Source organism: Labilithrix luteola (assembly GCF_001263205.1).
GTDB classification, from domain to species: Bacteria; Myxococcota_A; Polyangia; order Polyangiales; family Polyangiaceae; genus Labilithrix; species Labilithrix luteola.
This window is the reverse complement of record NZ_CP012333.1, coordinates 5,872,913-5,885,412: the sequence shown is the minus strand read 5'-3', so window position 1 is coordinate 5,885,412 and position 12,500 is coordinate 5,872,913. Positions and strand designations below refer to the sequence as shown.

The following is a 12,500-nucleotide window of genomic DNA, read 5'->3' as shown; positions in this document are numbered from 1 at the left end:
AGGCCTTCGTTCATCCGCGCCCGAAACGACGAGAGGCGCGGCACCCCGAACTCGAAGAGCCGCGACAAAAGCAAAAACGCGAGGGGGATGCCCTCGCGTTTCTGCAGTTTCAGGCGTCGAGCGAGATCAGCTCTTCGGCGCGTGCGCGGGGGTCGCGGGGACCACCGGCGCCGGAGGAGCGGTGAACTCGTACGAGAACGTGCCTTCGCCCTTGTACTTGTCCGCCGGCTGGAGCGGGCCAGCGCCGGCGATCGACTTCACGACGCAATCGGCAACCGCGTCGGGCGCCGTCGTGTTGGCCTTGTCGACCGTCACGTTGGCAACCTTGCCCGCGTTTTCCTCGCCATCGGCGATGACGTCGAACTTGACGGTGACCTTGCCGCTGACGCCCGGGGTGCCCTTGAGCACGCCGTCGTAGCAAGCATGGATGTCGTTGTTCTTCGACTCGAGGGCGGCCTTGGTGTCGTCGCGGTACATCTCGGGGCTGCGCTTCGCGAACGAGCAACCCGTGGCGACGACGAGAGAAGCGGCGATCAGGAGCGTGGTCTTCATCACTTCTTACCCTCCGGCTTCTTCGCGGACGTGGCGGGCGGCGGGGTTGCCGGCTTCGCCGAGGCGCTGGTCGCCGGAGCCGCGGGCTTCGACGTGGTGGTGGCGGGCTTGGTGCCCGGCTTCGCGGGCGTGGTGCCCGGCTTGGTCGAGGTTTCCGTTCCGGCGGCGGGGGCGGCGTCCGGAGCCTTCACCGACTCGGTCTTCGTCTCGACGACCTTCTCTTTGCCGGTCGTCGGGTCGATTTCGACCTTCTTCTTGGTGATGTCCTGCTCGACGACGAGGAACTCGACGCGGCGGTTCTTCTCGCGGTTCTCCTCGGTGTCGTTCGGGGCGATGGGCTTCTCGACGCCCCAGCCCTTCGCGGTGAGGCGGGCAGCTTCGACGCCCTCCTTCTTCACGAGGTAGTCCATGACCGACTTCGCGCGCGCGTCCGAGAGGGTCTTGTTGCGCTTGGCATCGCCCTCGGCGCTCGCGTGACCCTCGATCGAGAGCTTCTTGACCTGCGGGTTGTTCTTGATGACTTCCGCGATGTCGTGAAGCAGCGAGAAGCTCTCAGGCTTGATGACGGCCTTGTTGACCTCGAACTGGATCTTCTCTTTGAACTCGATCTTGTTGTCGCGCAGCTCGACGCGCGGCGGCGGCTTGGGCTCCTCCTTCGGGGGAGGCGGCGGGGGCGGCGGCGGCGGGGGCGGGGGCGTGCCAGCGATGGCGAACGCCTGCGCACCAGCGAATTGCGTGGTGCCACCACAGCCGACGAGCGCGAGTAGCATCGACGCAGCGACGGCGTGCGGCAGGAAGCGGTGGGAAAGCATCAGAACCTCTTTGGGACGTGAAGGGAAAGGGCCGCACGCGAGGGGTTTACCCCGACATAAGCGGAGTCGATTGCGAGCGGTCCGCGCGTTCCCCTCCATGGACGAAGCCTGCTGCCGCCTCGTCCACTTCGGTTCAAGCCGTGGGATAGACGGATCTTTCCCGAAGGTCCATGCAGTTCTTCCGTACAAACGCGCACGATTGTCGAATTTTCCACTATTTCCACAACGTTAGCCAGCGACGGCAGGAAGCCTCACAACCCCTGCAAAAGCCCGCCGCAGACAGAAAGACCGCTCGGAGGACGTCGTTCCGAGAGCCTTCTCGTTTACGGCCGGGCAACCCCTGTCGACCGAGCGTCGACGGTGCGGAACGCCGGCGTGTCGCGCACGAAAGCGATGAGTGACAGACCGAGGTCGCGCCCAAGCGCAACGACCACGGGTCGGCAATGAGGCGTGTCGGTGAGCAGCTGCTATCGTCCGCACCAATGGGCGACACGCTTCGAGCTTCCGTACCTCCCTTTCTCCGAGCGCTCGTGTCGCCCCTCTTGGATCGGCCGGCTGTCGTCGAGACCCGAGCAACCTGCGACGACTGTCAGATGTGCGACCACGGGCAGGTCCCCGAAGGGGTGCGCGCAACGTTCTTCAGACCGGAGACGAAGTGCTGCACCTTCCAGCCCCACCTGCCGAACTACCACGTTGGGGCGATCCTCGCAGACACGCGCGAAGAGCTCCGTGAAGGACAGGCGCGCGTCCGCGAACAGATCCGGCAGGGCATCGGCGTCACGCCGCACCACCTCGGGCCCTCTCGGAAGTGGACCCTGCTCTACACCGCGTCGTCCCACGAGTCGTTCGGGCGCACGAGTGCGTTGGTGTGCCCATACCTCGACGGCGGACGCTGCTCGATCTGGCACCACCGAGAGGTGGTGTGTTCGACGTACTACTGCAAGGTCGACGGGGGCGCGCCAGGCAAGCGATTCTGGGTCGCTCTCAAAGACTACCTCACGCACGTCGAGCGCGAACTGATGCGCTGGTCCGCATCGCAGGTCGCCGGCAGCGAGGTGAACCAGCCGAAGGTGCGCGAAGGCAAGCTACACCTCCACGAGCTCGAAGATCGCCGACCGCCGGACGAGATGTATCGCGCCACCTGGGGCTCGTGGGCGACTCGCGAAGAAGAGTTCTACATCGCGTGCTACGAACGCGTGCGGTCGCTCGATCGCGCAGGCTACGCAAGGATCGTCGAAGAGACCAAAGAAGGCCGTGCCCTCCTCGGTCGACTGAAGAGCGCACGTGATGCGCTCGACGTGCAGACGAAACTCCCCGAGCGCCTCGTGCTCCACAAGTCGCTGCGCTCGCTTCCGGTCATCCAGGGAGGCGTGCTCGTCACGACGCCGTACAACGCCTACGACTCGTTCAATCTCGAGCCCGAGCTGTACGAGATCCTCGGCAAGTTCCAGCCGACTACCACGGTCGCCGCCACACGCAAGCAGCTGGCCGACGAGCAGGGCATCGAGTTCGACGACGCCCTGCTCACCCATCTCCATCGCCACGAGATTCTCGTCACCGCGCACGCTCCGCCGGAAGGAGGAACTTGCGACGAGACGGAAGGCCCGCGCGCAGCACAGGTCTGCGGCACGGGCCGATCCAACACTAGGTCGTGAACATCACTCGACGATGAAACGGTCTCCCCGGCCGCGACCGAACGTCTCCGGCGAGTACATCTCTTCGGCCTTCGGCGGAGGAACCACGTAGACGCCCGGCGTCGTGGCCTTCGCGACGTAGGTGTAGTCCCAGACGCCGTCCCAGAGGAGCGACGCGAACGCCTCGACGCGCTCGTCTCGCATGTTCTGGTGCTCGTACCAGGTTCGGTCCCAGTACCAGTAGCGTCCTCCGCGTTTGGCGGCATCCTCGGCAACCTTCGGGTCCTTCGGAATCTCGCCGGTGACGGCGAGTGCCGGATTGAGCGGTTCGAGCCCGGCGGGAATCGGATCGACGAGCGCGACGTGGTAGCGACGCGACTGCGCGACCATCGAAACACGCACGCGCACCTTCGTCCCGGCCTTCACGCGCCAGGTTCCGTCCGCATCACGGCGCACGTCCTCGGGCTTGTCAGCGCCTTCGTACGTTCGCGAGACCACGAAGCCCTGATCCGTCGGCGGCAGCTTCAAATCGGTCGGCGCGTACTGCATGCCGATGCGGTAGTAAAGGCGGCCCGGGCCGTCTTTGCCGAGCACGAGCGACTGCGGTGACTTGAGCTCGCTCGCGAGCCACTGCATCGGGACCTTCGTCTCACTGGACTCGGTCGTGCGGCCCTTGAAGGCGTGCTGGCCGGCGAAGCGATCGCCGAGCCACACCCGAGCCACGAAGTCGGGCGTCACCTTCTCGTAGGTCGCGAAGTAGCGGTCGAGCGCGAGCAGTACGAACGCGTTCTCCTGCGTGTTGGTCCAGTGCCCCGCCTTGCGGTGGCCAAGCAAGCCCTTCACGAGCTTCGGAATCACGCTCGATTGCGGCTGATCTCCAATCATCGATTCGAGCAGCACGCCGTCGGCGCGACGGTCGGAGTGGAGCAAGAGCCAGTCGGCGTCCTTGTAGCCGCTCACGAAGTGCGCAGCGCCTGCGGTCTCGGTGACGCGATTCTGGACGTGACGCCGAATCGCCTCGTTGTCCGCGGCCGACGCCTTGTCTTGCGAGAGGATGGGCCAGATCCAACCGACGGCTTCGATCGGCAGCTTCTCGAGCCCTCCGGCCTCCGTGATGAGGCGCTTGGCACGTGCCGGATCCGCATCCCCCATCTTCTTCCTGACGAACAGCGCGTAGGCGATGATCGCCCGGCGAGCATCGTCGGGGTACCAGGACGGAATCTGGCTCTCGATGCTGCGTAGATAGCTCTGCGCGCGCGACAGCATCACGGCATTCGGCTGGAATCCCTTCTCCTTCGCGCGCACGAGGGCGTGCGTCACGTGGACGGAGAGGTACGGCCAAGGCTGCTCTTGCCAGAAGCCCCAACCGCCGTTGCCGTTCTGGTGGCGCTGGAGCTTCTCGAAGTCCGTGGTCATCGACTTCGTGAGAACCTCCGGCGACGGCAACCCCTCGGCCTTGAACGCCGAGAGGACGTCCTTCAGCGAAGCGACGGCGAGAACACGCGAGGCGATCTGCTCGTTGCATTCGAAGGGGTACTTCACCAGGTAGAGCACCGCGTCGGTGAGCGCTTGCAGCTGCGTGGAGCTCGTCGTGATCTCGAGCCCGCCGAACTGCGGGAAGACGTTCGGCGGCATCTTCACCGGCTGCGCGATGGCGCCGTCGTCGATCTCGCCGTACGTGGCAAACGCTTCTGTGGTGGCCGGCGTGTAGACCGGGAGCGTGATCTGACTCGCATCGGCGAAGTCCTTCGCCGCGATGCCGATCTGGAATCGCGCTGTGCCCGCCTTCTCGGCCGCCGCGTTGAAGCGCACTTCGACGCGGTCGTTCGGCGGGATGGTCACGCGTTTCGCCGAAGGCTCTTCGACCGTCGCGTTGACTGCACGCGCGACGACGCCGACGTCGACCGGCGAGTCCGTCTGGTTCTGAACGATGACGGGCAGCTCGAAGCGATCGCCGAAGTTCAAGAAGCGCGGCGCGCTCGGACGAACCATGAGCGGGAGGCGCGCCGTAATCGTCGACTCGTTCGCGCCGAACTGCTTGTCACCCGCGGAGGCAACGGCCATCACGCGATAGCGCGTGAGGTTGTCGGGGAGCTTCACCGGCACGGTGGCCTTGCCCGAGCCGTCGGTTCGCACGCGCGGCGAGAAGAGCGCGAGCGCGCCGAAGTCCGTGCGCACCTGGATGGGCGTGTTGTTCGCCGAGACAGCTTCGTCTCGCGAAGCCACCTTCTTGTCGAACGCGGCGTCGCTCTTGGACAACTCGGCCGCCGAAGCCATGGGCGCGGGCGCGGGGGGAGCCATGGGCGCGCCTGCAGCCATCCGTGCCTGGGGCCTGGCGATGCCGCCGCCGGAGGCGGTGCCCTCCGCCGCGAGATTGCCACGCTGCAGGAGATCGGGATCGGCGAGCACGATGCGATCGCGCAGGCCAACGTCGGAGACGTCCGAATAGCGCTCCGAATAGAAGACGCTCACCGGATCGGGCGTCTTCTTGCCCGATAGCGCAAGCACCGCTTCGTCGACCACGATGACGGCGACTTCGGCGTCTCGAACGGGACGAGCCTGCGCGTCCTTCACGTCGACCTCGATGGAGGTCGCGCCTCCCGGTTCGAGCGTCGGCTTCTTGGCCTCGGCCTTCACCGCGAGCGTGCGCGAAACGGGAAGCACGTTCACCGTCACCGAGCCTGTACCGAAGGCCGGGCGTTTGATCGAGCTGTCCGCACGAGCCGCCGCCCCGACGAGGTCGACGTGGATCTCCACGTTCGGCACCATCGGCTCGTCGAGCTTCACCTTCAGGACCTGCGACGGATCCTTCATCGTGAATCGCTCGAGCTGAACGATGCCCTGGCGGCGCACGGTGAGGATGCCTTCGGCCGGCAGGAACGGGGCGACGACGAGCACTTCGGCCGTTTCACCCGGCTTGTACTCCTTCTTGTCCGGGATGACCGTGATGCGATCACCCGTGACGCCGCGATCCTTCGGGACGTCTTTGCCCGTCACGTAGAGCGTCGTGGCGCTCTGGTTCTTGCGTCCGTGCTCGTCGGTGACGACGGCCCACACGCGATAGCGGCCACCTTCGGTGGTCTTGAGCGAACAGCGTGCAGGCTTGTCGTTCTCGCCGCCGTTGCTCGTGGTCTCGCACGTCTGGACGTCGACTTCCTTCTCGACGTACTCGGTGCCCTTCTGTTGCCAGTCGAGGCGCGCCGCCTTGACCACGATGGGCCGTCCGCCGACGAGCTTGCCCTCGATGTTCGCCGCGAGGAGATCGACGTCGATGTTCTCGCCCGCGCGCACGAAGTTCTTGCCGAGACGGACGCCGACGTAGGTGTCCGACGGATGAACGAGCATCGTGGTGCGGCCTGCCCACTGCTGGCGATTGACGTCTTCGACCTGCCCGGTGAGCTGGAGGCTCATCGGATACGACGGCTCGAGCGCGTCGAAATCGAGACGAATGCGGTGAACGCCCTGCGGGTTCGTGCGCGAGGACCACGTCTCCGTCTTCGTCTCCTCGGCCTTCGAGGGCCCACGGAAATCCCAGAACAGACGCGGCTCGGGACCGAAGTGGAAGTCCGTACGATTCGGCGGCGCGAACGACCCCGTGCTGCGCGTCACGTGCCATTCGACCGGCGCGTTCGGCAAGCCGCCGCCCGCGTAGTACGACGCCGTCACGGTCGCGACCGCGTGACCGCCGACGTAGTGCGGCCCTTCGCTCGCCTTCGCATTCACTTCGAACTCGGGGCGCCGGAACTCCTGCACCTCGAACCGATGGTGGTAGTTGTTCGCCTCGAGCCGAGAGCCCTCGAGCACGAGCTCGATGTGGGCCGAGCCGAGGTTCGCGTTCGCGGGAAGCTTGTAGGCGAAGTCGAAGGCTCCGGCAGAGTCGACCTTCGCCTCACCGGTGCCGATCTCCGCCCAGCGCGGATCACGCACGCGGTAGCGCACGGTCTGCCCTTCGATCGAAGGAACGGCATCGATGTCGCCACCGCGCCCCGTCCCCACGCGACGCAGCCAGCCCTTCACGCGGAGCTCTTCGCCCGGCTTGTACATGCCGCGATCGTCGAAGACGAGCCAGCGAAGCTGGTCTTGACGTTGCGGGAGCGGGTTGCCCGCATAGCCATCGCCGACGATCGCGACGTCTTTGCCTTTGCGCGCAACGACGAGGCTCATCGTGGTCTTGGTCAGCGGAAGGCGCGCGATGCCGCCCTGGGTCTTCACCGGCGCCTCGCCGAGGAGCGAAACCTCGACGTCATCGATGGGAGATCCGTCGGTGAGCTTCGTCACCCACCCCGTCACGCGATCGCTTTCGGCATACGCCGCGAGGCCGAGCTCGGTAGCCTGAATCCACACGTGGAGCTCGGGCCGTTGCCAGCCCTTGGGGAGGGTTCGCGTCGGCTCGACCACGACGAGCACCTGACCGAAGCCACCGTTCAATGCAGCGCCGAGATCGATCGGCGTGCCGACCACCTCGTCGGGTGATTTCTTCGGGGTGATCGTCTTGTCGAACACGAGCTTGCCGGGCGGCGTGATCTTCCGCGGCCGTTCCCACTCGTTCGAGAACTCGATGTACTTCTTGTAGTCCTCCGGCGTCACGGCGTAGACGCGCGCGTGCAGTGCGGGCTCGTTGATCGAGTAGACGACGTACTGCTTGGGCGCGGCCGGGTCGAGAACGACCATGGGGTTTTCGGCGCCGAACATCGTCGGCTCGGCAGGCCCGACGTCGAACGTGAGATGCGCCGGCTCGTCCATCGTCTGCTGGTGGACGTCCGTGATGCTCTTCGCGATGTCGACCGCGTACTTCGTGCGGCCCTTCGTACGGCCGGAGATCGTCATGTACGTCTGGTGGACCTCCACCTTCATGGCGGGGATCTCGGGCGATGCCTTCACCATCGACGTATCGAACTTGCCGAGGTCGATCGGGTTCGAAAAAGTGACCGTGAACGGCTGGAGCGGAGCGCAGTCCTTGCCCCAACCGCACTGGGACTTCACCACCTTCAAGGGGCCGAACGTGACGAACGACGAAGTCTGATCCGACGCCGTCGTGCGCGGGCCTTCGGCACTCTTCGCCCCCTTCTTGACGACGACCGTATAGCCCGTCGACGTCGAGAGCTTGGTCGTCGGCTTGAAGGCGACCCAGCGGCCTTTCTCGGCCTGCTGCGACAGCCTTCGGACCGTATCGTCACCCTCGATCTCGTCCGGCTCGGCGAGCTTCACGGGCACGCTCCCGCGCGCGCTGCGGAGCTCGATACTCGCGAGCATGGCCCCTGCGTCGATCGCCTGATCGAACTCGACGAACACGATCGGCTCGAGCGCGACGGAGTTGTCCGTGGGCCAGGTGCGCTTCACGGTCGGCGGAGGCGTGGTGAACGTCCACCGCGTCGCGGCGTTCAGCGTTTCACCGTTGGCCGCCTTCGTGCCGGAAGGAACCTCCACCGTGTACTCGGTGGCCATCGGCATGCGCTTTTCCGGTTGGAAGAGCAGCGTGCGCGTGCCGAGCCAACGCCACTTGCCTTCGGGCTGCGGCGTGAGCGTGATCGGCGCCTTGTCCTTCGCGAGCTCGTCGACCGAGGTGATGGGCACCATCGGCTGCGAGAACGTCACCGTCACGTGTGGTGCGATCTCGACCTTGCCTTCGGGCTCGTGGCGCTCGACCGTCAGTGGACCTTTCGGCGGCACGTTCGTGGGAGGAGGCCCGGCCGGCGGCGGAAAGGCTTCGGACACCGTCTTTCCCGCGCGCGGCGCAGGAATCGACTTGTCGCGCATCGAGAACGCCTTCTCGTCTTCGGCGTCGCGCGGAAGCTGAGGCAGTCGCGCGACGAGGCGTTTTGCATCGTCCGCACCGAGCGGCGTCGCCGGCGCGAGCTTTCGCTCTTGGGCGTTGTCGGCTTCTTCGTCGGCGTTGCTGATCCGGAACCCCAAACCCGACTTCGACAAGCGAACCACGAGAGGACCGTTATCTCCGGCAGACTTCGCCGGGGCAGGTGCTTGAGGCGGCTTCCCAGGACAACCGAGGGCCAGGAACGCCGTGAGCAAGGCAAGAACAAGTGCGCTTCGTTTCATGCAGATAAGACGTCTCCATCGCGATCAACGCGCGAATGGCGCCCACCCTACAGGCGAAGTGAGGCAATCGGTCGACGTTCGGGGCGCGCGTGTACGGATTTCGCTCGTACGTATCGCGACGGAAGAAGATCTACGGAGCGCGCGATGTAGGTGTCAGTCGAGGCCGAAGAGAAACAGACCGACGAGAATCACCACGATCATCGACAGCGCTCCGACGATGAGGAGAAGCCACGCTCGTGTGTTTCCCGAATCCGCCGGCTGAGCCGCCATCGGCCCCGTCGACATCGTTTGGAGCTCTGCCGCGGACGGTGCGAAGGAGAGCGGCGATCCACTCGCGAGCGGCGCTGGAGCCCCGAGCGGCGTGAACGGCGCGGGCGTCGGAAGAGGTTTGGGACGTGCAGCGGCAGGTGGAGCAACGAGGTCATCCACGCGCACGGTGTCTCCGAGCGGATCCGGGCTCTCGCTGAAGCGCGCGTGACGCGAGAGCGCGGTCGAAACGGAGATCGTCGGGCCGTCGTCGTAGCCTTCGTAGACGGGTCGGATCCACGACGGCTGAGCCTCTTCGACGTCGTTCTCGTCGAGCAGCTCGATGGACTCCGGCACGTGATCAGGAATGCTTCGGCGCCCCGACTCGAACATGTTGCCGGTGGTGAGCCCCGAGACCTTCTTGAGCGCCGCGTGCATCGCGCGCGCGTTGGGCCAGCGGTCGGCCTTGTCGAAGGCAATCGCTCGGTCCACGATCTGAATGAGCTTGAGCGGCAATCCCGAGGTGACGTTGGCGAGTGAGCGAGGCTGGTAGTTGGCCGCCGCGACCAGCATCTCCGCAGCGCTCTCGCCGTCGTGCACCGGACAACCCGAGATCAAATTGAAGAGCGTTGCGCCGACGGCCCAGATGTCGGTCTGCGCATCGACGCGTGCGTTGTTGCCGACGGCCTGCTCCGGCGACATGAAGCCCGGCGTGCCAAGCAGATAGCCCGTGGCGGTCTGCTCGGTTCGAACGCCTCGCTTCATCTGCGCGAAGCCGAAGTCGAGAACCTTGAGACGCCCTTCGTTCGTGACGAAGAGGTTGTCGGGTTTGATGTCGCGATGGACGATGCCCTTGTCGTGCGCGGCAGCGAGGACGTCGAGCAATTGATCGGCGACCTCGTAGACCTCACGCAGCGGGAGGGTGCCTCCTTTGCGAATGCGTCGCGCTTCGAGAAGCTCCCCTTCGAGGAGCTCCATCACGAGATACGCGTAGCCCTCTTCGGTGACGTCGTCGTCGAGAATGCGAACGACGCCCGCATGGTTCACCTGGTTGGCCGCGTAGCCTTCCTGCATGAAGCGGCTGCGCGTGTCGTTGTCCCTCGAGAACTGAGGGTGGAGGATCTTGATGGCGACGCGGCTACCGTTCTTGCGATGCGTGGCGGCGTAGACCGTGCCCACGCCTCCGCGCGAGATGCGGCTGTCGATCCGCCACTTCTCGCGGATGATGCGGCCGATCCATCGCGACTTACCGCGCTCCGAGGGATCGTCGTTGCGGCCAAGCGGATCCATCCTGGCGACTTACCAGGCTATCAAAGCCACTCGCCCCGAGGCACCGTCAAAACTTCGTCGTGAAGAAGAGAACGAGGCCGACGATGAAGATGGCGACGCACACGACGCCGACGGCCACGAGGGCAATCAGCTGAGGACTGACCTTTCCCCCCGCGCCACCACCCACGCCAGGCCCGACGGGAGCCGGCCCACGCGCCTGCATCGCGGCCTGGGCACGCGGATCGTACGCACCGTGCGGAAGCTGGCCCTGAGGAGCGCCGTGTGGGGGTCCCTGCATCCAGCCGGGGCCCGGCGGAGGCGCGTGCGCGGGCATGTTGCCGCTCGGCCAGCCATGACCGGAGACGTTGGCGATGCCGTGAATCGACGGCATGGGCTGCTGCATGCCCGGCTGCATGTTGGGCTGCATCGGAGCGGCTTGGTTCATCGCGCCCATCCCGCCCTGCATGAGGCTCGGCGACGGTGCCGCACCGTGGAGGCCGGTCGCGCCGGTCGGCCCAGTTCCATAGGGCATCGGCGGGGGCGGCATGCCATGCATGCCATGGGGTCCAGGCTGGCCCGAAAGCGGGCCGGAGGCGGACGGACTCGACGCGAAGCTCGCCGGCGGCTGACTGACGAGCGGATCGTAGATCTCGGACGCCACCAGCGGATCGATCTCGGCGCGGGGATCGGGCTCGCGACCCCAGGCAAAAACACCGGGCGCACGGGCCTGGGCGGGGGCGGAGGCGGACGCGCTCGCGTCTTGCCCCGGAAGCGGACGAACCGTCGGCGATTCGGCGTTTGCCATCGACGGACCGAGCGTCTCGGCGAACCCGAGCGGAACGGCCCGGGCGGCGCTGTTCGCCGTCGACGGGACGGCAAGCGTGGATTCGTCACCTTCGGCGCCTCCGCCGACGACGACATGGGCGTCTTGATGTCGAAGAAGCTCTTCGCGCGAGACGGCGCGGGTGGTCTCTTCCGGCTCGCTCTGCCCAAGGACGGGCGGGTGGCCGGCTGGCGAATGGACGGCGGCGTACGGCGAATCGGCAAAGGCCGTACTCGCCAGCGACAGGGGCGGCGGAGCAGGAATGGCCGTGATCGCCGCGCGCGTGTCCTGTGCCGCGGCCTCCACGGCGAGCATCGCAACGGCGGATGGAATCGCCATCGTGGGGTTCTCGTCGTCGGCCTCTTCCTCGCTGACGAGCGAAGGAACGCGGTCGAAACGGGAAACCTTGGACACCGCTGACGGCGTTCGCGAGCTCGGCGCCGCAACCGCCTTCGGCCCCGAGATCGGCGCGGCGGGTGCAGCAGACTCGGGCGCGGGAACGGGCGCTCCCATCATCATCGTCGCCTTCTTCGACGGAAGCGGGAGAGCGCCGGGCGAGTTCGGCGCGTTCGCGGGCTTCACGGCGCCAGCGACTCCCACGCCGCCAATGCCGGTCGTGCTCGCGAGCGGCGAGGCCTTCGATGGGGCCGGTATTGCGCCGGGCTTCGGTCCGAGCGTGGAGGGCGCTCCGCCCGTGCCCATGCGCGTGGCACCGAGCCCCGCGGCTTTGGCTTGAGACCCTGCCGCGCGCTCTGCCGCGAAGGTGGGCGCAGCGGGCTTGGATTCGAACGCCAGAGTGGCGGGGCGCGCCACACCGGCGCCCGACGTTCCGGGCGCGCCGCCAACTCGCGGCGGAACCGCGCCGAGACCAATGGCGGTCGCCGGACGCGCAAGCGCCGCGGGCTTCGCGGATGCGGGACGAGCTCCAGGAGGCGGCGCGGTGATCGGCAGCGGAACGTTCGAGTCGAACGCCGGCGCCGTGGTGGCAACCGTGCGTTCGCCGCCCTCGCCATCACCCCACGGGTTGTCGTCCTCTTCGAGATCCGCTCCGTTGGGATCGAAGCCGGCCTCGTCTTTGTTGTCGCCGTTCACGTTCGTCGCTTCCGAGCT

General features: G+C 66.4%; 6 protein-coding genes. 1 reads left to right on the top strand and 5 read right to left on the bottom strand.

Going from position 1 to position 12,500, the window contains the following annotated elements:
• Nucleotides 1–126: 126 nt before the first annotated feature.
• Nucleotides 127–552 carry an AgmX/PglI C-terminal domain-containing protein gene (locus tag AKJ09_RS25825; RefSeq protein WP_240488590.1) on the bottom strand — a complete coding sequence of 142 codons (426 nt, stop codon included), beginning with the start codon at nucleotides 550–552 and terminating at the stop codon, nucleotides 127–129.
• Complete coding sequence (locus tag AKJ09_RS25820) at nucleotides 552–1,364, bottom strand: OmpA family protein (protein WP_169927861.1); 813 nt, start codon at nucleotides 1,362–1,364, stop codon at nucleotides 552–554. The genes AKJ09_RS25825 and AKJ09_RS25820 overlap by 1 nt, the downstream gene beginning before the upstream one ends.
• A 482-nt stretch (nucleotides 1,365–1,846) precedes the next feature.
• Here AKJ09_RS25820 and AKJ09_RS25815 point away from each other — a divergent pair, with 482 nt between their 5' ends.
• Nucleotides 1,847–3,019: a hypothetical protein gene (locus tag AKJ09_RS25815; RefSeq protein WP_146650194.1), complete on the top strand. Its 1,173-nt coding sequence runs from the start codon at nucleotides 1,847–1,849 to the stop codon at nucleotides 3,017–3,019.
• Nucleotides 3,020–3,022: 3 nt separating this feature from the next.
• On the opposite strand, the gene AKJ09_RS25810 is transcribed toward AKJ09_RS25815, so the two are convergent.
• The 3 genes from AKJ09_RS25810 to AKJ09_RS25800 all read right to left on the bottom strand — a co-directional run bounded on the left by AKJ09_RS25810 (nucleotide 3,023) and on the right by AKJ09_RS25800 (nucleotide 12,482).
• The gene (locus AKJ09_RS25810) at nucleotides 3,023–9,052 is read right to left on the bottom strand and encodes an Ig-like domain-containing alpha-2-macroglobulin family protein (protein WP_146650192.1); all 6,030 of its coding nucleotides are present in this window, start codon (nucleotides 9,050–9,052) and stop codon (nucleotides 3,023–3,025) included.
• Nucleotides 9,053–9,205: 153 nt separating this feature from the next.
• Nucleotides 9,206–10,588 (bottom strand): serine/threonine-protein kinase, encoded by a 1,383-nt coding sequence (locus AKJ09_RS25805; protein WP_146650190.1) that lies wholly within the window; start codon nucleotides 10,586–10,588, stop codon nucleotides 9,206–9,208.
• Between the two features lie 46 nt (nucleotides 10,589–10,634).
• Complete coding sequence (locus AKJ09_RS25800; RefSeq protein ID WP_146650188.1) at nucleotides 10,635–12,482, bottom strand: hypothetical protein; 1,848 nt, start codon at nucleotides 12,480–12,482, stop codon at nucleotides 10,635–10,637.
• Nucleotides 12,483–12,500: the final 18 nt, after the last annotated feature.